At 55.9% G+C, this 25,317-nt stretch carries 27 protein-coding genes; 3 read left to right on the top strand and 24 right to left on the bottom strand.

The window, feature by feature from the left end:
- Positions 1-5: 5 nt before the first annotated feature.
- From MKY74_RS13860 to MKY74_RS13850, 3 genes are all read right to left on the bottom strand, one after another.
- Entirely contained in the window at positions 6-749 is a 744-nt protein-coding gene (locus MKY74_RS13860; protein ID WP_076168765.1) for an ABC transporter permease, read from the bottom strand.
- A complete protein-coding gene (locus MKY74_RS13855; RefSeq protein WP_076168768.1) occupies positions 718-1,476 on the bottom strand; it encodes an ABC transporter ATP-binding protein in 759 nt (252 codons plus the stop codon). The genes MKY74_RS13860 and MKY74_RS13855 overlap by 32 nt, the downstream gene beginning before the upstream one ends.
- 63 nt (positions 1,477-1,539) lie before the next feature.
- Positions 1,540-2,445 carry a hypothetical protein gene (locus MKY74_RS13850; RefSeq protein ID WP_144025364.1) on the bottom strand — a complete coding sequence of 302 codons (906 nt, stop codon included), beginning with the start codon at positions 2,443-2,445 and terminating at the stop codon, positions 1,540-1,542.
- A gap of 298 nt (positions 2,446-2,743) precedes the next feature.
- Here MKY74_RS13850 and MKY74_RS13845 point away from each other — a divergent pair, with 298 nt between their 5' ends.
- On the top strand, positions 2,744-3,676 hold the full coding sequence (locus tag MKY74_RS13845) for a carbohydrate deacetylase (protein WP_076168772.1): 933 nt from the start codon (positions 2,744-2,746) through the stop codon (positions 3,674-3,676).
- A 103-nt stretch (positions 3,677-3,779) separates the two neighbouring features.
- Here the strand turns inward: MKY74_RS13845 and MKY74_RS13840 are convergent, their stop codons facing one another.
- The 18 genes from MKY74_RS13840 to MKY74_RS13755 form a co-directional block, all read right to left on the bottom strand.
- Entirely contained in the window at positions 3,780-6,119 is a 2,340-nt protein-coding gene (locus tag MKY74_RS13840) for a X2-like carbohydrate binding domain-containing protein (RefSeq protein WP_167372850.1), read from the bottom strand.
- A 91-nt stretch (positions 6,120-6,210) separates the two neighbouring features.
- Positions 6,211-7,113 (bottom strand): helix-turn-helix transcriptional regulator, encoded by a 903-nt coding sequence (locus MKY74_RS13835; RefSeq protein ID WP_076168777.1) that lies wholly within the window; start codon positions 7,111-7,113, stop codon positions 6,211-6,213.
- Positions 7,114-7,361: 248 nt separating this feature from the next.
- On the bottom strand, positions 7,362-8,702 hold the full coding sequence (locus MKY74_RS13830) for an LLM class flavin-dependent oxidoreductase (RefSeq protein ID WP_076168779.1): 1,341 nt from the start codon (positions 8,700-8,702) through the stop codon (positions 7,362-7,364).
- Positions 8,699-9,244, bottom strand: a complete 546-nt coding sequence (locus MKY74_RS13825) for an OsmC family protein (RefSeq protein WP_076168781.1) — start codon at positions 9,242-9,244, stop codon at positions 8,699-8,701. The genes MKY74_RS13830 and MKY74_RS13825 overlap by 4 nt, the downstream gene beginning before the upstream one ends.
- A 259-nt stretch (positions 9,245-9,503) precedes the next feature.
- Complete coding sequence (locus tag MKY74_RS13820) at positions 9,504-9,692, bottom strand: hypothetical protein (protein ID WP_076168783.1); 189 nt, start codon at positions 9,690-9,692, stop codon at positions 9,504-9,506.
- Positions 9,693-9,921: 229 nt separating this feature from the next.
- The gene (gene ndk, locus MKY74_RS13815; protein WP_076168785.1) at positions 9,922-10,326 is read right to left on the bottom strand and encodes a nucleoside-diphosphate kinase; all 405 of its coding nucleotides are present in this window, start codon (positions 10,324-10,326) and stop codon (positions 9,922-9,924) included.
- A 62-nt stretch (positions 10,327-10,388) separates the two neighbouring features.
- Positions 10,389-11,510 carry a sensor histidine kinase gene (locus MKY74_RS13810; RefSeq protein ID WP_076168787.1) on the bottom strand — a complete coding sequence of 374 codons (1,122 nt, stop codon included), beginning with the start codon at positions 11,508-11,510 and terminating at the stop codon, positions 10,389-10,391.
- Entirely contained in the window at positions 11,503-12,156 is a 654-nt protein-coding gene (locus MKY74_RS13805; protein ID WP_076168789.1) for a response regulator transcription factor, read from the bottom strand. The genes MKY74_RS13810 and MKY74_RS13805 overlap by 8 nt, the downstream gene beginning before the upstream one ends.
- A 34-nt stretch (positions 12,157-12,190) precedes the next feature.
- Positions 12,191-12,637: a hypothetical protein gene (locus MKY74_RS13800; protein WP_076168791.1), complete on the bottom strand. Its 447-nt coding sequence runs from the start codon at positions 12,635-12,637 to the stop codon at positions 12,191-12,193.
- 369 nt (positions 12,638-13,006) lie between these two features.
- Positions 13,007-13,735, bottom strand: a complete 729-nt coding sequence (locus MKY74_RS13795; RefSeq protein WP_076168793.1) for a Crp/Fnr family transcriptional regulator — start codon at positions 13,733-13,735, stop codon at positions 13,007-13,009.
- A gap of 294 nt (positions 13,736-14,029) precedes the next feature.
- Positions 14,030-14,767, bottom strand: coding sequence for a pyruvate formate-lyase-activating protein (pflA, locus tag MKY74_RS13790; protein ID WP_076168795.1), 738 nt, complete (start codon positions 14,765-14,767; stop codon positions 14,030-14,032).
- Between the two features lie 73 nt (positions 14,768-14,840).
- Positions 14,841-17,111, bottom strand: coding sequence for a formate C-acetyltransferase (gene pflB, locus MKY74_RS13785; RefSeq protein ID WP_076168797.1), 2,271 nt, complete (start codon positions 17,109-17,111; stop codon positions 14,841-14,843).
- Positions 17,112-17,220: 109 nt separating this feature from the next.
- Positions 17,221-17,844 (bottom strand): molybdenum cofactor guanylyltransferase, encoded by a 624-nt coding sequence (mobA, locus tag MKY74_RS13780; RefSeq protein WP_076168799.1) that lies wholly within the window; start codon positions 17,842-17,844, stop codon positions 17,221-17,223.
- A gap of 104 nt (positions 17,845-17,948) precedes the next feature.
- Entirely contained in the window at positions 17,949-20,555 is a 2,607-nt protein-coding gene (gene adhE, locus MKY74_RS13775; RefSeq protein WP_076168801.1) for a bifunctional acetaldehyde-CoA/alcohol dehydrogenase, read from the bottom strand.
- Between the two features lie 260 nt (positions 20,556-20,815).
- A complete protein-coding gene (gene hpf, locus MKY74_RS13770; protein ID WP_076168804.1) occupies positions 20,816-21,361 on the bottom strand; it encodes a ribosome hibernation-promoting factor, HPF/YfiA family in 546 nt (181 codons plus the stop codon).
- Positions 21,362-21,506: 145 nt separating this feature from the next.
- A complete protein-coding gene (locus tag MKY74_RS13765) occupies positions 21,507-21,905 on the bottom strand; it encodes a DUF3147 family protein (protein ID WP_076168807.1) in 399 nt (132 codons plus the stop codon).
- A gap of 15 nt (positions 21,906-21,920) precedes the next feature.
- Positions 21,921-22,283, bottom strand: a complete 363-nt coding sequence (locus MKY74_RS13760; RefSeq protein ID WP_089550108.1) for a DUF3147 family protein — start codon at positions 22,281-22,283, stop codon at positions 21,921-21,923.
- 97 nt (positions 22,284-22,380) lie between these two features.
- Positions 22,381-22,698 (bottom strand): hypothetical protein, encoded by a 318-nt coding sequence (locus MKY74_RS13755; protein WP_076168811.1) that lies wholly within the window; start codon positions 22,696-22,698, stop codon positions 22,381-22,383.
- Positions 22,699-23,029: 331 nt separating this feature from the next.
- Here MKY74_RS13755 and MKY74_RS13750 point away from each other — a divergent pair, with 331 nt between their 5' ends.
- On the top strand, positions 23,030-23,308 hold the full coding sequence (locus MKY74_RS13750; protein WP_076168814.1) for a hypothetical protein: 279 nt from the start codon (positions 23,030-23,032) through the stop codon (positions 23,306-23,308).
- Between the two features lie 24 nt (positions 23,309-23,332).
- Here the strand turns inward: MKY74_RS13750 and MKY74_RS13745 are convergent, their stop codons facing one another.
- Genes MKY74_RS13745 through MKY74_RS13735 form a run of 3 tightly spaced genes read right to left on the bottom strand, consistent with a single transcriptional unit; the run spans position 23,333 to position 24,187 of the window.
- Positions 23,333-23,512, bottom strand: a complete 180-nt coding sequence (locus MKY74_RS13745; protein ID WP_076168817.1) for a hypothetical protein — start codon at positions 23,510-23,512, stop codon at positions 23,333-23,335.
- Positions 23,509-23,901, bottom strand: a complete 393-nt coding sequence (locus tag MKY74_RS13740; RefSeq protein ID WP_076168820.1) for an NIPSNAP family protein — start codon at positions 23,899-23,901, stop codon at positions 23,509-23,511. Before MKY74_RS13740 ends, MKY74_RS13745 begins: the two co-directional genes overlap by 4 nt.
- 19 nt (positions 23,902-23,920) lie before the next feature.
- Positions 23,921-24,187: a hypothetical protein gene (locus MKY74_RS13735; RefSeq protein WP_076168823.1), complete on the bottom strand. Its 267-nt coding sequence runs from the start codon at positions 24,185-24,187 to the stop codon at positions 23,921-23,923.
- Positions 24,188-24,448: 261 nt separating this feature from the next.
- Between MKY74_RS13735 and ant(6) the strand changes: the two genes are divergently transcribed.
- Positions 24,449-25,303, top strand: coding sequence for an aminoglycoside 6-adenylyltransferase (gene ant(6), locus MKY74_RS13730; RefSeq protein ID WP_076168826.1), 855 nt, complete (start codon positions 24,449-24,451; stop codon positions 25,301-25,303).
- The last annotated feature ends 14 nt before the right edge of the window (positions 25,304-25,317 follow it).

Genomic DNA, 25,317 nt, shown 5'->3' with positions numbered 1-25,317 from the left:
TCTCCTTAGAGCTGTTTTCTCGCGAACATCATGAGTCCCGCCGCATAAGCCATTATAATATAAGACAGCAGCAGGAGAAACGTATTGAGCAGTGTACCCGCCGGCGCCCCGCTGCCGGTCCACAGCACATCCCAGCGTGTGTGGGAAAAGACGGACCAGGCAGACAGCTGCGGCAGCAGTAAAGGCAGCGCTTTGGCCGCGGCATAGATCAGCACGATGGTCATTAAGGCGCTGGTTCCGGACGAAAACAGCTGCGCCATGAATACGCACACCAGGCCGATGGCCATCATTGGCACTAAGGAAGCGGCGTACGCCTTCAGGCTGTCCGCCATGCCGCCTGCCGGTCCCCCGACCGCCCACGCCGATACGGTTGAGGCGATCCAGAGCACGACAAGGCATAGAGCAGCAAACACCGCGATAGCAATCACTTTAGACGCGTACGCCCGGGCACGCGTAACGGGCCGCAGCAGAACCAGCTTCATCGTGCGGGCCGCCACCTCCCCGGCAAACGAGTGGGCCGCCGCAGCCGCCATGTAGAGCGGAATGATCGCAAAGGTGAACAAGTGAAGCATGGCCACCGGGAGGCTTCCCTCCAGTCCAAACAGCATGCCTGCCCTCATTTTCAGAAGGCTGGACAGCAGCACGGTAGCGACTGGCAGGATCAGAGCCAACAGCAGGAATCCCTTCGTCCGGCGCTGCCGCCAGAGCTTCTCCGTTTCATTCAGCAGATTGGCGTATAAGCTGTGCATCGCGCTCCCCCTCCTTGGACTCCAGCAATTTAAAAGTGACGTATTGTTCCAGCGACAGACCTGCCCCGTTCCATTCGTCTTCCCTTCCCAGGCTGATCAGATGACCCTCACGCATCACGCCGACGCGGTCCGCGATCAAGCTCAGATCGTGGATCAGGTGGCTGGAAATGAGGAAGGTGATTCCTTGGTCTGCCAGCTGCCGGACCGTGCTGCGAAAATCGGCCATCCCTTCGATATCCAGCCCGTTCGTCGGTTCGTCGAGCAGCACCAGCCGCGGAGCGGACAGCAGCGCCGAAGCCAGCCCCAGCCGCTGCTTCATTCCCAGCGAAAAGCCGCGCACCCGTTCATGGCCGTATGGCTTGAGACCGACCTTCTCCAATACTTCGTCAATCCGGCTTGCCGGCAGATCCTTGTAAAACCGTGCCGACAGCTTCAAATTATCGCGGGCGCTCATGTATTCATAAGCTTCCGGGGTCTCAATGATACACCCCGTATGGCTGACGGCCTGTTCAAAACGCTCCGCGATATCATGCCCCATGATCCGGACGTTTCCCCGATCCGGCCGGATTAAGCCCGTTATGATTTTGAGCACCGTCGTCTTGCCCGCGCCGTTGGGCCCGATGAATCCGAATACTTCGCCCTCCGAGGCGGTAAATGACACATCCTTGACCCCGCGGTGGTTACGGAATAGCTTGGTGATTCCCTCCACTTCAAGTACGCTGTTCATTTATTCTAGCCCTCCTTCTAAAAAAAGGCGGCCGGACCTTCTCCTGTCCGGCCGCCTTCCTGCTTAGTGACGATTCCAGCCGTTTCGTTCCCAACCGTTATCGACCTTCTTGGTCTGTTTACCCGCGAGATCGACCCGGTCGGGCGTCGTTGCGTCATACCCCGAGAAGCCGGCGTTCAGTTGGAAGGTAAGCAAATGCGCTGCTCCTGCCGCATCCTTCCCCGTAACCCGGATTTCCGCCGATTGGTTTTCCAAGACGTCGTTTTTGCCGATTTTGGCATCCAGATCGACCTGCTCCACCTTGATCTCATCCGTCAGCTTCGGCAGACTCACCTTCCATTCCGAATGTCCGGCCGGCAGATGTCCCTGAACCGCCGCACCGTGATTCCAGCCATCCGCGCTGCCGGCCTTGGAAGCGATGAGTGAGCCTACAGCATTCACCACGGCCGGAATCTGGCTGCCCGATAAATGGAGCTCCGCCTCCTTCGTACCGTCGCTGCCCGTCTCCACTGTCGCCAAATCCTTGATGTTCCCCATCAGCGCTTCCATTACCTGCTCTGCGGCCTGCGGCATTTGGGCCGCTTTACCGTCATGCTGCCACTCTGGCGCCTGGTCCATCACCCGATATACTTCCGAATCACTGCTCTTTAGAATCATCTTGCCGTCCTGTCTGTAAGTCTGCATCGTATGTGTCCGTGTACCGTCGTCTACCACCGCCGTCATGCTCATCGCCTGCTTGGCGTGATTGACCTTCATGTCCGCCGTACCGGACAGCACCTTCGTACCGTTATCGCTCAAACTCCATACGACATGGGAAGCCATACTGTCAGCGCCCTTCGTATGCGTAAACGCTGATTTGTAAGCTTCATATCCGGATGTGTTCGCCATGACGGAATACCCGCTTGCGAACAGCATAACCGCGCCCAGCCCGACAACCGCTCCTGCAGACAACCATTTTTTTCTCATCATATCCTCCATTGTTTCAAGAATTAGAAAGCCCAGGTCCCGGGATGGCAGCTGCCGTCCGCCTTCGGAGCGGACTCGCCCTGGCCCTCTAATCACCATCTTATCCCCCGTCTCTAAAACGCCTCTAAACCAAATCTAAAAAAAGTATAAAAATGCGCCCGGTTACCGCTGTCCGGGCACGGTGCGGGAAAACCTTCCCGGCCGGGCGTCCGTACGTTTCCAAACGCCTGCGTACCGCATTAAGCTGTATCATCGGTTATTTATGGCCAGATTCTATGAACGATGGAGGGAGTGCGCTGCGATGAACCGGCAAGTCATTATCAATGCCGACGATTTTGGCCTGTCACCTGCCGTGAACCGCGGCATTATTGAGGCATACCGGGCCGGTGGAATCACCAGCACCTCGATGATGGTCAATATGCCCGGTTTGGCGGACGCTGTGCATGCAGCACGCTCGCTGCCCGGTCTCGGCGTCGGGCTGCATTTTAACCTGACATATGGACGGCCCTTGTCGGACCCGGCTGCCGTCCCTTCGCTGGTGAGAGAAAACGGGGTATTTCTTGATGGTAAAATCAGACGCAGCCGGAATGCCGCCGATGTTGCCGCCGAGCTGGATGCCCAGTGGAACCGGTTCCTGGAGACCTCCCTGTTCCCCACACACCTGGATTCACATCAGCTGCTGCATCAGGACGACCCTGTGATCTACCGAGTGATGGCTGAGCTGGCGTGCAGGCACCGGATCCCGCTTCGGAGATCGCAGATTGATCACCCTCATCTTTCCCCGCCTGCTCTGAAAATGACAGACCGAGTCCTTCTGGACACCTATGGCGACAGCGAAGGCCTGCAGCGGCTGCTGCGCTATATCCGCTCTGCTCCGGATGGGATGACCGAGATTATGTGCCATCCCGGTTACGTGGATGACGTGCTGCGCGGCTTGTCCGAATGGACTGAGATCCGGGAGCGCGAGCTTCGGGTATTTACCAATCCCGAAATTGCTTGGACGATGCAAGCATGTTCCATTGAACCGGTGAACTTTAACGCCGTCAGGGAGCGCCCCGTTTTATCCGATGACGGAGTTTCATCCGCAGCCCCGCTTAAAAAAACCGCCGTCCCGCGAAGCTCTTTAGCGAAAAGAAGATCGCGCTCGCCGATCACGCAAACCGGCAGGCACGCAAACCATAAGCGCCGGCGCAGACGTTCCGTAACCCCCTCCGGGAAGCCTCCCCTGCCGTAACATGCCGAAAGCCCTCCGTGTGGGGGGCTTTCCATCGCATGATAAACTTCAGGGAATGTGCAAAAGGATTCAGCAGTTCATTTCTGCATTCTCTTGGAACGACTCACTGCTCCGGGTGGACGTCCACCGTCACAAACGCGTCGTTTCCTGCGCTGAAGGTCAGCCGGAGCGGCTGCGGCCCGTCGGGAAGCTGCGACAGATAAGCCTTTTGCAGCACAAGGGTCGATCCTTCAAGTGTGTAATCCGTCTCTTTACGTAACTTCCCGGATTCATCCTGGACCGATACCAGCCGGTTACCGTTCAGGCTCATCTGAAATTCAGCCTGGTCTCCGCCCCGGACGTAAGCTGCGGTCGCTGCCGATACAGCCGACTGTGCCGGAGGGAGGCCTGATGCCTGAAGCCCCATTTCGCCAAATGGAATGCCTTTAAGCTCCGGCATCCGGCTGAGCGCCTTGGCATTCCGCTTCAGCTGCAGGCCGCCTGCCGTTCCGTCCACCGGAACCAGTTCGGTCAGCTTGCCGACTGAGATGTTGTTCTCAAATGTTCCCAGTGCCATGTTCTGCTCGACCTCCCCCGTGATTGGCCCGCTGCCCACAAAAACATTATTCCGCACCACGTTCCGCTTCGGAAGGAGCGGCTCGTCGTTCAAGATGTCCGGGAGCGTCGGGTAGCGTTTGCTCCAGATCTCGCCTTGATAAGGGACCTGATCGAACTTGCCCATCAACGAGTCGTAATTCTTTTCTCCCGGCTTATAGTTCCGTGCCATAAATGCAATCACATTTCCGGCATGGATGACAAGGTTGTTTTCGACGACGTTTTCCCGTCCATTGGCCAGCTTGAACGCCTGCTTGCCGATATCGGTGATGACGTTGCCGCGCATTTCCACACCGCTCATATAGTCGTCCAGATAAATAGCCGCGGTGGAGACCCGCAGATTGCTGGCCTTGATGTCGTGGATGTAATTGTAATTGATGGCATTGCCGCGCCATACGAAGCTTCTGCCCGAGTAAATGGCTGAGGCGTCGGCTGTTTCCTTGACCACATTGTAAATCTCGTTGTACGCGATCGTATGGTCGTTCCCCCGGAACTGAATGGCAAAATGGGGAGCATTATGCATCTTGTTATGCGTCACGCGGTTGCCGACTCCGTTGATTTCCACAGCCGAGGCGTACGTCAATTTGATCCGCGCATAGTTGCTGATGTCGTTGTTGTCCGCGTAATTCCCGGCAGCCGTCAACGTTGCGGCATCTCCCCCGTTCAGGATCACACCCCCGTTCCCCATGCTGTAAATGCTGCAGCCGGATACGCCGTTGTTTTGTCCGCCGTCGATTTTGACCGCATAGCCGCCCATTTTGCTGATCTCCATATTGGAGATGAGGTTGCCGCCGCCACCGGTCATCGTGACCGCGTTGCCCCGGCTTACTTCCAGGGCCATCCCTCTTAACGTCACGTTCGATACGTGATCCATCCGGATCATGTCCTGCGTGAAAGCGGATAGCTGGATTGTGATGCTATTCAGTGGGGCCGGAGGATACAGGTACAGCATGCCGTTCTCCCGGTTCAAATACCATTCTCCCGGCCGGTCGAGCTCTTCGAGGACATTGTAGAAATAAAAACGCTGTCCGGCTTTCATCGCATAGCTGCTGCCCTTGAACGTTTCGATCCGCTTCTGCGCCTGGTCGATCGACTTGATCTGAAGGTCGTTGGTGAACCAGTCATTCCCCCAATACCCAAGCATCCAGGCATCCCGGAACGACTGCCAGGCATGCGGCATCTCATCCTTGAACGTAAAGGTGTAGCCCTTGCCGGCCGCTTCGTCCGCTTTGTCCACGACCTGATCGACTGTAGTGAAACCTGCGTTCGGCCACCGCGCCAGCGTCATGGCATTGCCGTTCACCCATAATTCCGGGGCGACGGCGAGGTTGTTCCCCAGCTCACCGTAGTCCGTAATGCCAAGGGACTTCAGGTCCAGCTGGACGATTTTGCCCCGGCCCTCCTGCGGAATTCTGCCCAGCACCTCAGGATCGGATACCGGGCGAAACTCCGACGGATTCAGCGTATCTCCGCCGACGAGGCTCACCTTCTCGCCATTGTAGGCCTGGTACGTAATCGGACCATCCTTCGTCCCCGAATCCTGCTCGTTCAGCTCGAATGTCCGGCTGAGACGGTATTCGCCGCCGCGGATCAGGACAGAAGCCCCGCCTGCGGGGAGCGTGTGATTCCGGATCATTCCGCGGATGACATCCCTGGCTTTTTCCAATGTTGCAAAAGGCTTCTGCTTCGATCCGTCATTGGCATCGCTGCCATTTTGGGCCACATACAGCATGGCCGGATGCTTCGCAGGAGCAGGGGCAGCTGCCGTATGTACCGAGGGAACAGACAAGCCGCTGCCGAACATCACGCCAATCGCCATCATCATTTTCAAGCCGGCGACCATTCTCATGAACTCCACCTCACATTTGCCCGGATTCCGCCGGTTGCCGGCGGTTCTCCTCATCATACAGCGCTTACAAGAGGGGCCGAAAGGGATTAGCCTAACCTGAATTGTTCTCAAACAAACAACTTGGTTCGAGCATAGACTGTGCTTCAGGCATGAGGTTGGCATGGCCGTTCATCAGCAGATTCCGGTATTCGGAAGGGGAAGCGCCGTACTTTTTTTTGAAGGCCGCGGAAAAGTGGGACAAATCCTTAAAGCCGCTCTGACCGGCGATTTCGGTAATCGCCAAATCCGGCGTCTCCAGCAGCTGCTGCGCATGCTCCAGCCTTCGCTCCTGAATATAACGCATCGGCGTCATACCGAGATGCCTTTTGAACATCCGGATAAAATAGTTGGGGTGGAAATGCGCCTGCCGGGACAGCTCTTCGATCGTAAGATCCCCGGACAGATGCAGGTCGATAAAATGGTGCGTCTCCATCAGTTCCTTGGGTGAGACGGAAGCGTATTTCGCCCGTTGAAACCGCAGGGCCCGTTCGATAAAAAAGGCGATGATCGACAGCAGCGCGGATTGAATCCGGAGCGGTCCGGCGGGACCAGGATTCGCCCGGTGCTCTACCAGTTCTTGAAATCGGCTGCTCAGGTCGGCGGAATCCCCTGCCCAAACGGCATGCGGAAGGCCGTACAAATGGAACAAACGCCTCAAAGGGACATTGGAGAGAAAATGGCACCAATATTTCGTATACGGCGGTCCGGCGGTCACGGAATACGATTGCTCCAATCCGCCCGGGATCAGCACCAGCTCCCCCGGCTTGGGCCGAAGCTGCTTGTGGCCGACCTGCATCCACCCTTCCCCGTTGCATATGTAATACAGCTTGTCGTACGTTGGGGTAAACCGGAGCCGCTGCCAACCGGCATGGCAGACGGACCTCTTGGCAAGGAGCAGCTGAACGCGCAGCTGGGCCAGCTGCCGGCTCATGAATTGCTGGTGAATCGGATCCATGCTCATCCCCCTTCATCCGTAGGTTTAAGGTTCGTTTAATAGCATAAACCCGCTTCTGGGGACGATACAGGTGTTTTGTTATGGATTTGGAAGGAACGGCAAAAAAGGAGAAGAAAACAGCTTCTTCTCCTTAGTCCACGGCGGTGAACCGAACGAATCGGCAGTAGATATGCAATGAATCGGCTGCAATCGGTGCATGGTACTTCCCGTGCACCGATGCAGTGCCAAGCATGCCGGTGCAATGACGGCTAAGCTTCGTGGACTGCCTTGGCGAGGTTTTGAGCCGCGTACCGGTTGGCCGGGACCGGCAGCCCGAGATTCCCGCGCAGCGTATCGCTTTCGTACTCCGTCCGGTACAGGCCCCGCGCCTGAAGGATCGGCACCACGAGATCGACGAAATCGGCCAGACCGTTCGGCACCACGGTCCGGACATTGAAGCCGTCGGCCGCCCCTTCTTCAAACCATTCCTGAATCAGGTCAGAGACCCGCTCCGGCGTACCGATAAATGAGGTGCGCGGGGTCGAAGCCCGCAGCGCCACTTCGCGGAGCGTGAGCCCCTGCTCCCTGGCTTCCTGCTTGATTTTGTCCGTCGTGCTGCGGAAGCTGTTGCTGCCCAAATCACCGATGTCCGGGAACGGCTCGTCCAAGGGGAATTGCGAAAAGTTGAAATGGTCGAAATAACGTCCCAAGTAATTCAGCGCCTGATCGATCGAAACGAGCTCTGCAATCTCGCGGTATTTCCGCTCCGCCTCCTCCTCAGTGCGGCCGACGATCGGCCCGATTCCCGGGAAGATCAGCAGCTCCTCCGGCTTGCGGCCGTACGATGCGGCTCGCCCTTTGACGTCCTGGTAGAAAGCGCTTGCTTCCTCCAGCGTCTCGTGCGCGGTATAAATCGCGTCCGCGGTGCGGGCCGCCAAATCCCTGCCGGACTCGGAGGATCCGGCTTGAAAGATGACCGGATGCCCCTGCTTTGACCGTGCGATGTTGAGCGGCCCCTGCACGGAAAAGTGCTTGCCTTGATGGTGCAGCGTATGCAGCTTGGACGGGTCGAAAAATACCCCTGCCGCCTTATCCCCGACAAACGCGTCATCCTCCCAGGAATCCCACAGCCCTTTGACAACCTCCACATGTTCCTCGGCGATTTCGTATCGCAGGGAATGCTGGGGGTGCTCTCCCTTGCCGAAATTGAGCGCAGAGCCCTCCAGCGGCGAGGTGACCACATTCCAACCCGCTCTGCCCCCGCTTAATTTATCGATAGAAGCGAACTGCCGGGCCACGGTGAACGGCTCGCTGTAGGACGTGGACAGGGTGGCTACGAGGCCGATATTCGTCGTCACGGCCGCCAGGGCGGACAACAGGGTCAGCGGCTCGAACCGGTTCAGAAAATGAGGATTGGATTTCTCGTTAATGTACAAACCGTCTGCGATGAACAGCAAATCGAATTTCCCCTCTTCCGCCTTCAGCGCCTGCTGCTTGTAAAACTCCAGGCTTACGCTAGCGTCGGTGGGAATAGAGGGATGCCTCCAGAAAGAAATGCTGTTGCCGACGCCATTGAGATTTGCACCCAGCTTTAATTGCCTTATGGTCATCGTACAGCCTCCTCCGGCCGGCTGAGGACCAGCTCGCCTTCGATCGCCTGGGGATCACGGAGCAAATTGAAAATCGGGCAGACCCGTTCGACAGCCTCGTGCAGCGCCTGCAGCGTCTCCTCGCTTTCGTCTGATTCAATGATCAGCCGGTAGCGGATGTCATGCGGGTAGATAGGAATATGCTCGTATCCGGGTCTTCCCGCCAGCGGATGCATCTGCGCCTCCACTTCAACTTCCAGGCTGTGCAGGGACACCTCGCGTTCCGCGGCTTGAATGAGCGTAATATGCGTCAGGCAGCTGCCGAGCACGCCGAGCTGAAGTTCAGGTGACGAAGGCCCCAGGTCATAGCCGGCAAAGTCAGGCGGACTGTCGCTGATCACCCGGTAATCCCGGATCCGGATTTCGCGCACCCCGCTTCTTCCCTTGGCCGACACTTTGGCACGCAGCGTGTTGACGGCCTGCGCCGGCTCCGCTTCGGCCTTTGCTCGCCGGAGCAGCAGCGCATTCCTCTTTTGCTTCAAATACTCATTCAGATCAGCCATATTGGACTTCGCCTCCCACTGATTTTTTCCGCCATGCCACCAACGGAATTTTCTATAAATCCTATAAGAAAAGTAGTAATTATAAATATAGGGGAACTCCAGCGGCTTGTGTAATAGAAAAATCCAATTCGCGCATGCAAAATTTAAATCCAAACAAAAAAGGCCGCCGTAAACGACGACCCAATGATCTAGCCTATTTGGGACAAACCTTAATTTTGTAGCGATAGCTTTCTCACGGTGTTCACCCGCCATGCTTGGCCTAAAGTGCGTATTCCTTCAAAAGCTTTTCCGTCGTTTCCGCATCCGGCTGCTCTTCAACACCTGTATGCTGCGCCTTCCAGCAGGCCAGGCATTGCTCCTCGGTCGTGCACTCGTAAGCTTTCGGACAGGTATAGCAGCAGTGGATCATAAATGTCGTCAGGTCGCGGAGTTGATTGATCTCGGTCATCACCGTTCACCTCTTCTCGTGATAGGACTGCTCATCCAGGTCATGATGCGAAAGACTGCCAGAGTTGTGAAACACTTCACATCATCAGGCGGAAGAGGGCCGGGCCTCCAAAGTTATAATGCTTGAAAGTCCGGCATGCATGCTCTTTTCGGCTTCCCCCTGCAGTTTCATTATATATCCGAACACAAACTGAAACTGTGACCTATTTTACACTTGCGGCGTTCAAACGCTATTTTTCGAAAAATAACCGGATTTCCCTGCGCGCATGCTCCGGCGAATCGGATCCGTGGATGACATTCTCTTCAACGGCCAGCCCGAAGTCGCCACGGATCGTGCCGGGAGGCGCCTCAGCCGGATTGGTGGGACCGATGAGGGAACGCGCGTTAGCCACCGCTTCCTTCCCTTCCACGATCATGGCAAATACCGGTCCGGACGTAATGTAATCGACCAGTTCTTCAAAGAACGGCTTGTCCTGAAGATGGCCGTAATGCACGCGCGCCGTTTCCCGGGAAATTTCCATGATCTCGCCGCGCAGCAGGCGGAGTCCCTTCTTCTTAAAGCGGCTGACGATTTCGCCGACCAGCCCCCGCCGGACGCCGTCGGGTTTAATCATGACGAATGCTTTTTCGCTCATCGTTGTCATCTCCTTCTTGCCCCCATCTTACGGGTTAAGCCGGAAAAAAGAAGTGAGCTTTCTCACAGTTTCGCCGTTGATTTCGGCAGCGTCAACGTTACTGTCGTTCCGCTTCCCGGCGCGGAGTCGATCCGGAGACGGCCGCCGGCAATCCGGGCCCGCTCCGCCATACTGAAGCGTCCCACCCCTTGGGTTGGCAGAGACGGCTCGAAACCGGCCCCCTGGTCGCTGATGCGCACGGCAACCTCCTCTTCTTGCTCCCAGATCTCCACCTCAGCCTCGGAAACGTCGGCATACTTGGCGATATTGGTCAGCGCCTCCTGAATGACCCGGTAGATCACGGTTTCCTTCTGGATATCCAGACGCTTGCGCAAATTGCATTCAAAAGCAACCTTGATCCCATAATGGGATGCATAGTTTTCGATATAAGTCCGGATCGCAGGGACGATGCCGAGATCATCCAAAACGGACGGCCGCAGTTCCCAGGCGAGCCCCCGGACTTCCTCGATGACCCCCGCGACGTGCTCGCGGATCCCGCGAAGGTCTTCTTTCTCAGGCTCAGGGGAGGCAATGGCCCGGTCCAGCTGGATCAGCAGGGAAAACAAGCTCTGCCCGATGCCGTCATGGAGCTCGCGCGAAAATTTGCGCCGCTCTTCTTCCTGAATGGTCATGACCTTGGCCAGCGTTTCCTGCAGCTCTTCCTCCACCTTTTTCAGACGGGTGACTTCGTTGCGGATGGCCAAATATTGATAAGGCTTCCCGTCCTCGCCTATGAACGGGACGATCGTCGTGTTCACCCAATAGTAAGTCCCGTCTTTGGCCCGGTTCCGGATATCTCCGGTCCAGACCTGCCCGGAGGAGATGGTGCTCCACAAGTCGCGCATAAACGCTTTGGAATGCGTCCCCGAGTTGATGATCCGGTGGTCCTGGCCCAAGAGCTCGGAGCGGTCGTATTTCGAGATTTCGCAAAATTTATCGTTGACGTATTGGATCTTCCCCCGGCGGTCGGTCACCGCCACGATCGACGACTCGTCCAGGGCGAATTTGACATCCGCCAGCTGTTTCAGCGATTCCCGCAAGTCCGTGCGGAACCGGGATTCCGGGAGCTGCTCATCGAGCTGGGACAGAAGCGACTCGACATGCTCGGCGATAATCTTCCCGCCGGGTTCCGGTAGTTTACTCAAATTGCAGCAGCCCCTTCTTCATGGCGTATTTAATCAGCTCCGGACGGGTTTTCAGCCCCAGCTTCTCCATTAGATTGCTCTTATGCGTCTCGACGGTCTTGACGCTGATCACGAGCTGTTCGGCGATTTCTTTGTTGGCATAGCCCATGGCCGTCAGCGACAAGACCTCCTTCTCGCGTTCCGAGAGGCCGTCGAACAAATCGGTGCTCTCGCCCCTCCGCATCTGCTCCACATATTCGTTCATCAGCCGCTTCGTCGCCGTCGGGTACAAATAGGCGTCGCCTCCGGCGACCGTGCGGATCGCGGTAAGCAGCTCTTCATGGGGCGCGCTCTTGAGCACATAGCCCGCGGCGCCGGCATGAATCGCCCGGAACAAGTATTCGTCGTCGTCATGCATGGTCAGAATGAGAACCGCCACGTCCGGCAGCTGCTGCTTCAGCTCGGTCGCCGCCGTTAACCCGTCCTTCCCGTGAGGCATGCTTAAGTCCATCAGGACAACGTTCGGCTGATGCTCAAGGGCCATGCGGATGCCTTCATCCCCCTCGGATGCTTCAGCCGCCACTTCAATGTCGGGCGCCGCGCTCAGCAGCATGCGAAGCCCGGACCGGACCATGGCATGGTCGTCCACAATGATAATGTTGATCATGGCGTCCTCCTTTTGCTTTAATGATCTAATCATATCATTTCTTGCCGGGTTCAAAGGCGCTTCTTCCGGATAACGCGGACTTGATCCACGCCGTCTCCGTCTTGGCATATGCCCTGCCATCCCGTCTCCCTAGCAATAGAATACCGCTGCTGGCAGTGGAATGGCCAGTGGTTACCGGAAAAGCCATGCCGGAGAGCAGCTTTTCGGCGAGCATGACTGGACATTCTTCACGCATGAACGGATTCTCCCCTTCGTGAGCCGTATATACCGTCCCATGGCGCATCACCATGCCGCCCAAACCAACGCCGGGCTTGATCGTCATCTGCCGCACCCGGACATTGCTGCCCCCCAGGATGCGGTCCCATCCCATCCTGCGGGAGCTGCCGGCCGGCTGCGCGTAAGCGATGAAATCGCTTCCACTTTTCAGGCGAATCCATTCCAGCCGGCGGTCAAATTCGTCGTCTGTCCCTGCCCTTTCCATGCATATCCCCCTCTATCGAGTCGTGCGCTTCATGAACATCGATATTCCTATTTTCCCAATAGTTCTAGTTCTATTGAAAATAGAAACGTCTAGCGACATACATTCTATGAATCCAGACCGTGTTTAGTTGAAGTTTTTTTGCGAGATCAGGATGCTTAGCCTCGTCAGTTTATATTTTCTGATTTCTAATAAAAAGCCCGCTTGTTTGTATGTAAGGGGACCCCCGATTCCCGCTCAGGGAGCTGCCACCTACATATGCAAAACGTCCAGCTTGGTTTGTAATGTGGGCTCACTCCGTACGGAATGCCTGCTGCGCAGCAAAAGGAAGACCAGGCAGCAGCTGCCCGGTCTTCCCCACGCCGGTCCGGATTACATACGGCATATTTCTTTCGGACAGTTCTCGCAGCGGCAAATATCCCGCAGATAGTGAAGGTCCTTGATGATGATATGGCCATCCTCGGTTTCGATCACGTCTTCCTTTTTCAAATCGCTCAGCATCCGGTTCACGCTTTCGCGCGTGGCCCCGATCATGTCGGCCATTTCGGAATTGTTGATTTTCAAATCGATATAGACGCCTTCTTCCCGCTCCGTTCCATACGAATTCCCTAGCCGAATCAACAGCGAACAGAGCGCTCCCGTCTTGCCGAACATCATGAGATCGCGGAATTTGGTTTGCGTCAAACGATGCATCAGACCCATCCATTTCATGAACTCAACGGCCAGATCGCCGTGCTGCCAGAGCAGAACCTCCAGGTCTTTGCGCTGAATGACCCCGACCTTGGCATCCTCCATGACCTCGGCGCTGAAGCTGTGCACCGAATCCTGAAACGGATCCATCTGTCCGACCAGATCCCCTTCATGATGCAGGTACAGTGTCAAAGCCCGCCCGCTGTCCGAGGTCTTCGTCGTTCTCACCCGGCCCTCGATGATGAAATACAGCTTGTCGGCTGGATCGCCTTCCCAGAACAGGCAGCTGCCCTTTTCCGCGCTGCGCTTATACATGATGCTTTCCAGCTTCTCGAAGCTCTCTTGCGACAGCAGCGGCTCCAAGCCCTCCCGGCAATGCTTCGCCTGTGTCCCCGTCACGGTCTGCCCCATCGTTCATTTCCCCTTCCGCACATCTTTGCCTTTATCATAACCCCTCAGGATGGATTAACCTATCGGGGGATGCACTGATTTTTCATAGGGGTGACCCCCTGGTCCTATGAGGAAAATCACACCTACCGTGGTAAATCCCTTAGGTCAGTCCCTTAAACGGAACGAAGCAGCGCTCAGAAAATACTCGGACGGATTCGGATGGAACCGAGAGGCAGAGAGGATTCCGGCGAACGATTCGGAAATAGGATCGGGGGTAAGGGCTGCCGCATCCTGTTCCGGACTCTCTGCTCCCTATTATGGCCGGGACGCCGCCACCCTCCGCGCCGCCTCGATCAGCTCTCTTGCGCGCTCCACCTCGCGGTCCGTTGGCGTAGGCACGCCGTCCAACGCGTACGGGCGGCCTAACTGCTGCCATTTGTATACGCCCATCCGGTGATAGGGCAGCAGCTCGACTTTCTCCACATTGCGCAAGTGTCCGATAAATTCCCCCAGCAGCGTCAGATCTCCTGCCTGATCGGTGATGCCCGGAATCAGCACGTGCCTGATCCATACCGGTTTTCCGATGGCGGACAGCCATGCCGCAAATTTCAGAATCCGGTCATTCGGCTGGGAGGTCAGCCGCTCATGCTTCTCGTTGTTCAACTGTTTCAGATCGAGCAGGACCAGATCCGTATACTGCATCAGCTCGCCTGCATGAGACGGTTCGCAGAAACCCGAGCTGTCGAGCGCCGTATGCAGGCCGAACCGCTCCTTGCAAGCCTTGAACAGCTGCGCCACAAAAGGCGCCTGAAGCGTCGGTTCGCCTCCTGTCACCGTGATGCCGCCACCCGAGCTTTTATAGTAAGGCACATAGGGCTCGATTTCCCGGAGAACCTCCTCGACGGTAACCTGGCGTCCTCCCTTCGTATCCCATGTATCGGGGTTATGGCAAAATTGGCACTGCAGCGCGCAGCCCTGCATGAACAGGACGAAGCGGATGCCCGGTCCGTCCACCGTACCGAAGGTGTCCATGGAATGTATTCTGCCTTTCATGCGGGCCACGCTCCTCTCTTGATGACAACTTTTGATTTCATTGCTTTATTGCTCTGCGAATCGTAACGGCCGTTCAGATCTCTCCGTGGAACGTGCGGCTGATGACATCCAGCTGCTGCTCCCGCGTCAGCTTGATGAAGTTGACCGCATACCCGGATACCCGGATGGTTAGCTGCGGATAGTTCTCCGGATGCTCCATTGCATCCAGCAGCTGCTCGCGGTTAAAGACGTTGACATTCAGATGATGTCCGCCGCTTGCGGTATAGCCATCCAGCAGCGCCGCCAGGTTGCTGTGTCTGGCTGCGTCCTCTTTGCCGAGCGCCTTCGGAATGATCGAGAATGTATTGGAAATGCCGTCCAGGCTGTGCTCGTAAGGGATTTTGGCGACCGAAGCCAGCGAAGCGAGCGCCCCTTTGCGGTCGCGTCCGTGCATCGGGTTCGCGCCCGGTGCAAACGGCTGTCCGGCCTTGCGGCCGTCCGGTGTGCTGCCTGTCTTCTTGCCGTATACGACGTTTGACGTAATCGTCAGAACCGACATGGTCGGAATGGCGCCGCGGTACGTCTTATGCTTGCGCAGCCGGTTCATGAACCCTTCCGCCAGCTCCACGGCGAGCTGGTCGACCCGGTCGTCGTTGTTGCCGTATTGCGGATACTCGCCTTCGATTTCAAAATCGACCGCGATCCCTTTTTCGTTGCGAATCGGGCGAACCTTCGCGTAACGAATGGCGCTCAGGCTGTCGGCTACGACCGACAGGCCGGCAATACCGCAGGCCATCGTCCGGACAATATCCCGGTCATGGAGGGCCATTTCGATGCGCTCGTAGCAGTATTTGTCATGCATATAATGGATCACGTTCAGCGTGTTGATGTACAATTTCGCCAGCCAATCCTGGATGACGCCGAACTTCGCTTTCACTTCCTCATAGTCCAGCACCTCGGACGTGATCGGCGCGATGGCCGGTCCGACCTGGGCGCCGCTCTTCTCGTCCACACCGCCGTTGACGGCGTACAGGAGCGCCTTGGCCAGATTGGCCCGGGCTCCGAAGAACTGCATCTGTTTGCCGATCCGCATCGCGGATACGCAGCAGGCGATGCCGTAATCGTCGCCGAAGTGCGGACGCATCAGGTCGTCGTTTTCGTACTGGATCGAACTGGTCTCGGCCGACACTTTGGCGCAGAACTTCTTGAAGTTCTCCGGCAGCTGCGCCGACCACAGCACCGTCAGGTTCGGCTCCGGCGCAGGTCCCAGGTTGTAGAGGGTATGCAGGAAGCGGAAGGAGTTCCGCGTCACGCGCGTTTTGCCGTCAAGCCCCATGCCGCCGACCGATTCGGTCACCCATGTCGGATCGCCGCTGAACAGCTCGTTGTAGTCCGGCGTGCGCAAAAATTTGACGATCCGCAGCTTCATGACGAAATGGTCGATGATCTCCTGCGCCAGGCTCTCCGTCAGCGTGCCTTCCGCGAGGTCGCGTTCGATATATATGTCCAGGAAGCTGGATACCCGGCCAAGGCTCATCGCCGCTCCGTTCTGCTCCTTAATGGCTGCCAGATAAGCGAAGTAGAGCCACTGCACCGCCTCTTTGGCATTCATCGCGGGTCTCGAGATATCATGTCCGTAAGATGCGGCCATCGCCTTCAGCTCGACGAGGCTTCGGATCTGTTCGGACAGCTCTTCGCGCAGCCGGATCACGTCTTCGCTCATCGCATCGACTTCGAGCTGGAGCAGCTCCTCCTTCTTGCCTTGGAAGAGGCGGTCGACACCGTACAGCGCCACGCGGCGGTAGTCGCCGATAATCCGGCCCCGTCCGTAGGCATCCGGAAGGCCCGTGATAATGCCGGCCTTGCGGGCTGCGCGCATCTCGGACGTATAGGCGTCAAACACGCCTTGGTTATGCGTCTTGCGCAGATCGGTAAAAATGCGCTCCAGCTCCGGGTTCAATTGATAGCCATACGCATTGCAGGCATCGACGACCATCCGGATGCCGCCAAAAGGCTGAACGGCACGCTTAAGCGGTGCGTCGGTCTGCAATCCGACGATAGTTTCCTTGTCCTGGTCGATGTATCCCGGTGCATGCGAGGTGATGGTAGAGACCGTGTTCACGTCCACGTCGTGAATGCCGCCCCGCTCCCGTTCTTCCTTTAACAGCTGGCTGACCTGCTTCCACAGCTCCAGCGTGTTCTCCGTTGGCGGCGCAAGGAACTGCTCATCGCCCTCATACGGTGTGAGATTGCGCCCGATAAATGAATTGACGTCAATATTTTTCTGCCAGCTGCCTCCCGCAAAACCGCGCCATGCCTCCTCGAATCCAGCCCGGTTCTTTACTTCGCTTTCTTTCATCGCCATGATCAAGCACCTCCGTTTTCTATGCTTTCATGTTACTTTTTTCACAGGTTAAAGACAGTGATTTTTCTCACTCTTTTTACTTTTCTCACCATCTTCGCTGCCGTTATTTTTATTTGAACGATCTAGATGCTTTCCCTTCGTCAGCCAAAAATTCGGTCAGCGCATCTCCCCAAGCATCTTCGAGTGTGCGAACAAAGCCGCTGTCCATGCCTTGATACCCGAAATCTGTTTCCGCAACCGTCAGATAACGAAGCTGGCGAACCAGACCATCAGCTTCCGTATGGCCGCTCTCCAGAAACTGCCCAAAATACACGGCGCAGGAGCGATCATAAATACCGTGAAGCGGATGGAGCCTGCCTCCGATCATCGGCAGGACGGCGTCGAGCCCGTCCTCCAGCCTCAGCGCCATCAGCTCAGCGGCGTCGGCCGAGGGATACGGCATGTGGCAGCCGATAATCCACACGGCCCGGTGTTTAGATAGGGAGAGGCCCGCATGCATGCCGCCAAGCATTCCTTTTCCGACATAATAATCCGTAATGATCCGGATGTCCCGATCAACCTTGCGAAGCAGCGGCCGGGGATCGTCCGTCACGATCGTAATCTCGCCACAGCATTTCCGCATTTCACGGATCTGCCGCTGCAGCAGCGTTTCTCCTTGAATCATCCGGAATAGGGTAGGTTCGCCTTTCGTAGAACCATGATTGCCGCCTGCCAAAATAACGCCGGACAGCATATGAATCACTCCTTTCCACTGCCATCAACGCACATCACGATTCTGAGACAAGAAGGCTGCCGACGCTTTCGGTCGGCAGCCGGCTGGATCATGCGGTGCAGCTCCTAGAATTTGCCGTAGAAGGCGTTCCGGTAAACGTCCGCCAGTTCACTGACCAGCGGCATCCGCGGGTTGGCCGTCGTGCACTGGTCTTCGAACGCACGGTCGGCCAAATAATCCACTTTGGCCTCGAAATCGGCCGGGTCAAAGCCGAGATCCTGGAATTTCTCCGGAATGCCCAGCGACTGGTTCAACTTGCGCACCGCCTCGATCAGGCTGTTGACGCCTTCCTCCGTATTCCGGGACGGCAGGCCAAGCATACGGGCGATTTCCGCATAGCGAAGGTCGGCCACGAAATGGTTGTATTTCGGGAAGGACGCGAACTTCGTCGGTTTCTGCGCATTGTACCGGATGACATGCGGCATCAGGATCGCATTCGTCCGCCCGTGGGCCGTATGGTACTGGCCGCCCCACTTGTGGGCCAGGCTGTGGTTGATGCCGAGGAAGGCGTTGGCAAACGCCATGCCGGCAATCGTCGACGCGTTATGCATCTTCTCCCTGGCCAGCGGATCCGCCGTGTGGAAGGACTTTTCCAGATTTTCAAACACCAGCCGGATCGCATGAAGCGCAAGCCCGTCGGTGTAATCGCTCGCCATGACGGAAACGTACGCCTCGATGGCATGCGTGAGGACATCCATACCGGTGTCGGCCACCGCCGTTTTTGGCAGGCTGTACACGAATTCCGGGTCGATGATCGCCACGTCCGGCGTCAGCTCGTAATCGGCGAGCGGATACTTCGTATTCCCTTCCTTCTTGTCCGTGATGACCGCAAAAGAAGTCACTTCCGAGCCGGTGCCCGAAGTGGTCGGGATCGCGACAAACTGAGCTTTTTCGCCAAGGCGCGGGTATTTATAGACCCGCTTGCGGATATCCATGAACTTCTGCTTCAGCGAGTGGAAGCTGGTGCCCGGATATTCGTAGAAGAGCCACATCGCCTTGGCCGCATCCATCGGGGAGCCGCCGCCAAGTGCGATAATGCAGTCGGGCTTAAAGCTCTCCATCAGCCTCGTGCCGCGCTCTACCGTCTCGACGGACGGATCCGGCTCCACGTCGGAGAACACTTCGACTGCTACCGGGTTGACGCGTTTGCGCAGGTAGTACTCCACCTTTTCGACGTATCCCAGCTTGACCATCATCTCGTCGGTGACGACCAGCACACGGGAAATGTTCGGCATTTTCTCAAGGTACTGCGTCGCGCCCTTCTCAAAATAGACCTTCGGCGGAACCTTGAACCACTGCATGTTGACCGTCCGGTAGGCCACGCGCTTCACGTTAATCAGGTTCACCGACGTGACGTTGGACGTCGTCGAGTTGTGTCCGTACGAACCGCAGCCGAGCGTAAGCGACGGCAGGTTTGTGTTGTAGATGTCGCCGATCGCCCCGTGCGTCGAAGGCGAGTTGACGATCACGCGCCCGGTCTGCAGGCGGTTGGCGAACGCCTGGATGACGGCGTCATCGGTCGAATGGATGACGGACGAGTGTCCCATACCGCCGAATTGGACCACTTCGGCCGCGCGCTCGATGCCCTGCGCCGCCGTCTTGACCTTATAGCAAGCAAGCACCGGGCTCAGCTTCTCTGCAGACAGCGGGAAGGCCGGACCGACGCCCGCCAGCTCGGCCACGAGGATTTTGGTGTCCTGCGGCACCTGAATGCCGGACATTTCGGCGATTTTTACCGCCGGCTGGCCGACGATGACCCCGTTTACCGCGCACTTCTCGCTGTTGATGACCAGCTTGGACACGGCCTCGGTTTCAGCCTTGTTCAGGAAGTAGCAGCCGCTGTCCTTCATCAGCTTCCGGACTTGGTCGTACACCGGCTCCTCGATAATGACCGCCTGCTCGGAAGCGCAGATCATGCCGTTGTCGAACGTCTTTGAAAGAATCAAGTCGGTCACGGCCTGCTTCAAATCCGCAGACTGCTCAATGAAGCAGGGAACGTTGCCCGGTCCGACGCCAAGCGCGGGTTTGCCCGTGCTGTAAGCGGATTTCACCATCGCCGAGCCTCCGGTTGCCAGCACGAGCGCCACGTCGGGGTGGTTCATCAGCAGCTGCGTCGCTTCCAGGGACGGCGTTTCAATCCACTGCACGCAGTGCTCCGGCGCGCCGGCCGCGATTCCGGCGTCACGCAGCGTGCGGGCCGCTTCTGCGCTGCACTTTTGGGCGGAAGGGTGGAAGGCAAAGATGATCGGATTGCGCGTCTTCGTTGCGATCAGCGTCTTGAACATGGTCGTGGACGTCGGGTTCGTCACCGGGGTAACACCGGCGATGATGCCGACCGGCTCGGCGACCTTCTTGTAGCTCTCAAACGCGTTCTCCTCGATAACGCCGACCGTCTTGTCATGCTTGATGCTGTGATAGATGTATTCCGTCGCGAATATATTCTTGGTGATTTTGTCCTCGTAGACGCCCCGGCCGGTCTCCTCGACCGCCATCTTCGCGAGCGGCATGTGCCGGTCCAAACCGGCCAGCGCCATCGCCTGTACGATTTCGTCAATTTCCTCTTGATTCATGTTCAGGTACGCTTCCTGCGCCTTCCTGGCGCGGGCAACCAATCGGTTCACTTCTTCTTGGGCGGAGTTCTTTGTTTCCAGCTTGCTTTCTTTAACAGCCATCGTTTTCTCCTCCTTGGAGACCTTTGCCGGTCCCTCATCTCCTTGATGAGTTCATCCTACTGGAACCCCAGGGGGGCTAACTATGACATTACTCACATCGATCTATAAATTTTTTAAGGTCCGAAAAATGCGGTGCTTAGGCGCTTTTTGCGAAATTCTATCGTCTAAACAAAAAAATACCGAATGGAGCTATGGCTCTCCATTCGGCGCAAAGGAATAGCAGTTAGGAGTCATCAAGACTTGAAGACAACAAACCTGGCTTAATCAGCAAAGAGGTGCCCGTAAGTGCCGTCCGCCCTGCGGTAAACGACTTCCTCACGGTTGGTATCCCGGTTCAAGAACAAATGGAAGCTGTGGTCCAGCAAATTCATCTGCAGCACGGCCTCCTGCAGATCCACCGGCTTCATCACGAGCCGCTTTTCTTTTGCAATGACAAAGGCTTCCTCCGGCGCTTCCGGTTCCGGCTGTCCGCCGTCCTGAATGCCGGGGCCGACCGCGCGTCCGTGGCTGCGCAGCTTGCGGCGCGCCCGCTCCTTGTACTTGCGGAGCTTGCGGTCCAGCTTATCCGCGGCCTGGTCAATGGCGGCATACATGTCCGCATCCTTCACTTCGACCCGAAAGACCATGCCGTGATAGGGAATGGTAGCTTCAACGACATGCTCCTGTTTCCGGGCCTGCAGCAGCAGGGTGACGTGAATGGTCACCGTCTCGTCAAACCAGGATTGAGCCGAACCGATCTTCTGCTCGGCATACGCCTGGAGTGCCGGTGTCACTTCAAAATGTTTGCCATGAATGTGTGTAGCCATGGGATCTGCCTCCTTCAACGGGAAAGGACTCTTGCATGACTATATTGTAAAACGGCTGGGCACCCTGCGCTGTGAAAAATGTCACACCAACACGGAAACGTCATGCATCCCTGCGCATGACTGATCCATGACGCAGTTCGGCCATTTACACATGCTTGGTCTGTTTTCGCGGCAGCCGGTGCATGTGCTGGTTTTTTTGCACTTTCTCCCTCACCTTCAGCAGCGCAAACGAGCCGGCAAACCAGCCTATAAGTCCCAGCATCAGGCTGGGCCACCAGGCGCCGGTTATTTTCAGGGCATACCAGACCGTCACGACGCAGACAGCACAGCCGGTCATCCCGTATACCGAACCTCTGGCCACCGCGGCCGCCTTTTCCGAGCCCTGGCTTAGGCCCACCATCAGCACGGCGACGACCATCACCGCGGGAAACGCCGCAAAAATACCGCCAAGGGCCTTCCACGGCAGCAAGACCGACGCCACATAGCTCAATACGACCGCCAGGCCGCCCAACACGAACCGAAGCAGCAGCTCCCGTAATTTCATTTCCTGTTTCCCCCTTTACAAGCTGAATAGCACATAGGATATCGTGAACGAAACGAGCAGCCAGCCGCCTACGGACAAGGTCAGCCCCTTCTTCCATCCTTTGCTGGTGCACAAGTAGCCTGCCGCCGCGGCGCACGCCACATTAATCGCCATCCCGATCAAAGCGCCTTGGGACAGATCGATGGAATGGGCGACCAGTTCACGGGAACCGTAATCGAACCTCATCGTCAGCAGCGCTGCCAGAAAAACGGCGGGAAACGCGGCAAAAATGCCGCCGACAGCTCCTCCCGCGCGTTTGGCAATAAGCGATGCCGCCACCACGGCTGCGCCTCCCAGAAGGAACCGCAGCAAAATGCCTATCAGCGATAGATGAGCCAGAGCCATATCCAATCTCCCCCGTCTGTTTTGTGAAAATAATCACTAACTTAACCAAACCCATCATAGCACAGGGCTGGATCAGGTTCTGTAATCTGCATCACAGCCGTGCCCAGGACAGGAATAAACTGCATATCCATGCCAGCAGCTCTTGAATACGGAAGCTGGCGCCGAAATCGCCGATGCTCTGCCGTGACTCCGTTCCGGGCTGCTCGAGACCGTAGGCCTCTCTTAATCGCTTCGTTTCATCATCCGAAAGCTTGGGGGATACAGCCGGGCTTGTGACGACGGATACGGGTACGTGTTTCGTAAGGATCGCCCCTTCCCAGGACGATAAACCCGAAGCTTGAACTACACCCGAGTTTGCCGGTAACCAAAGGGCGCAAATCAGCAACAAGGCAAAGATTTTTGGGATCATGACAACTCTCCATTTACACAAGGTTAACGTCAGTGACGGCTGCAAGCCGCCATCTTGAAACTATTATAATCGTAGTCGGGCTCTGTGGCACACGGAATCTATGAAAAACATCGAACCCATCAGCTTTACCCCGAACGACCGCCGTATTGCCGACATAAACACTAAAAAAGATCCTTGGCATCATCGCCAGGATCTTTTAATCCACTGCTCCCTCAGGGTTTTCACAGGTTCAGCAAATTTTTGCTTGTTAAAGGCTTATCGAACTAGAGACAATCCTCATTTCATTGTGGTAACATTTAACAAAAATAGAATCGGAGGAACTCACTAATCTATGCTAAAGTACATCGCTTTACCTATCATCTTTGCTGTTTGTTTTGTTCTGATCCAAACCGGCATCCAGACAGGCCTCGGCATGTATACGACCCAAAAACATACAGCGAACATGATGGCCGTCTATGATCCAAACGGTGCGGAACCCCTGCCGTCCACAGTTAAATTCGAGGCCGACCGGCCGTGGATTACACCGCAAAAAATAACGGTGTGGTTGATCTCTCTCGTGATTTCGGCCGCCGCTGCGTTCCTGTTTCACCGGCTTGTGTTCAAAACATGATGGCGGCCTCGGCCGCGATGACGTTCAGGATCGCGCAATAGAATCGGCAAGCTGATCCTTCATCAAACGCAGCTCTTCATCGTCCGGATCCAGCGCTAACGCCAAATCAACGATGGCCGCGGCTCCGTCCGGTTCCCTCTGATTACAGGCGAGCAGGAAACCGAATAACAACATCGATGCCATCGTTAATGGAACTTTCCTCATGTCGCACTTTCCTGCTGACGCCCGGCCGATTCCGAATCCGCCAATCCGTCATGTTCAACCGTAGATAACAGCTCTTCATTTCGGACCTCTAATAGATACTCCTTATACACGCGGTCCCTTCCGCCATGCTGTTCGTACCAGTTCTGTATCCGCTGTACATGTTCCTTGTCGCTTCTTATTTTAGCCTCAATTTCCTCATACTGATCGCGGCTGTCATATTCCCAAATCGCAAAAATTTCGGTTGTGAATTCATCACGAGGCACCATCCATCTTCCGATCAGGCGAGTGCCGTGCTTCATTTGATTCGGTAAATTGGTTTCATTAAAATGACGGTTGAAAACGTCCACGAATTCATTTTTCACAATGTAAAATTTTCTGCGGTAAAACATCCGTTCACTTCCTTCCAGATTATTCAACCCATAATGCAGCCCAGATAAACAAGGTATACAACGTGACCATAACGGAAATGACACTGACCGGAATCACCCAAATCGTGTGCGTTCTAAAAGGCTGCAGCATGTCAAACAGCTTCTCTTTCCTTGATAACAGCTTGAACTCTACTTCGTTTAAAAGGGCCTCTACTTTTCGATCCTCCATATGCTGAAATTCGATCCAAAGCCGATCATACCGCTCTTTTAGCTCTTCTCGCTGCAAACTGTCTCGTAATAAGGCCATTCTCCCGCCTCCTTCGACTCGTCTAATATTATAAACGCCTCCCGAAGTGCAAACGTTATGTTTTTTTGCTGGGGCATGCCTTTTATATATGGTAAAATAAAACATTATCGTTCAAGAAACGGAGGGCCATGACTTATGGAAAAGCGGCTGGATAAGTTATAACGTGCCTCAGGCCGAGAGCGCTGTTCCCTTCGGATTCGCGGACCGCCTTCCTTCAAGGATGACAATGCAGAACTAGAATATAGGGAGGTTGAGGGCAAAATGCGAAGTGAGCAAGAAATGATGAAGCTGCTTTTGGATTATGCAAAACACGATGACCGGGTTCGATTGGTGACCCTGGAAGGATCGCGCACCAACACAAATATCCCTTCGGATGCATTCCAGGATTACGACATTTCTTATTTTGTAACCGAGATGGATTCGTTCAAGGAGCATGACGGGTGGCTAGATTTTTTGGGAAACCGCATCATGATGCAAAAACCTGAGGATATGGAGCTGTTTCCGCCGGAACTGGGCAATTGGTTTTCCTATCTAATTCACCTGGAAGACGGCAATAAAGTCGACTTGACCCTGATTCCATTCAATGAGGTGGAGAACTATTTCACCCAAAGCGACGGTTTGGTCGAGGTGTTGCTGGATAAGGATGCTTTCATTACAAATGAGGTGATCGCGGATGACCGCCAGTATTGGATTAAGAAGCCTACGGCCAGGGAGTTCGACGATTGCTGTAATGAGTTCTGGATGGGATCAACTTACGTAGTCAAGGGATTGGCGCGAAAAGAAATCCTGTTTGCCATCGACCACTTGAACGAGATCGCCCGGCCCAATCTGCTGAGAATGATGGCCTGGCAAATTGGCTCTGAGCACGGGTCTACCTTTAGCGTAGGAAAAAATTATAAATTTATCGACCGTTACCTTCCTGATGAAGATTGGAAGACTCTGCTGTCAACCTACGCGGAGAACGGGTACGAGCACATGTGGAAGTCTTTATTCACGTGTTATGAGCTTTTCAGAAAATATTCCAAAGCGGTGTCCAGCCGTCTCGGATATCCGTATCCCGATTACGATGAAGCCATTTCAAAGTATACGGAAAATGTTTATTCTGCATGGAAGTAATTGAACCACTTTTA

This window comes from Paenibacillus sp. FSL R5-0378 (genome assembly GCF_038009285.1).
GTDB lineage: Bacteria > Bacillota > Bacilli > Paenibacillales > Paenibacillaceae > Paenibacillus_AQ > Paenibacillus_AQ favisporus.
The sequence above is the reverse complement of the archived record's forward strand: the minus strand, read 5'-3'. Positions and strand labels throughout refer to the sequence as shown.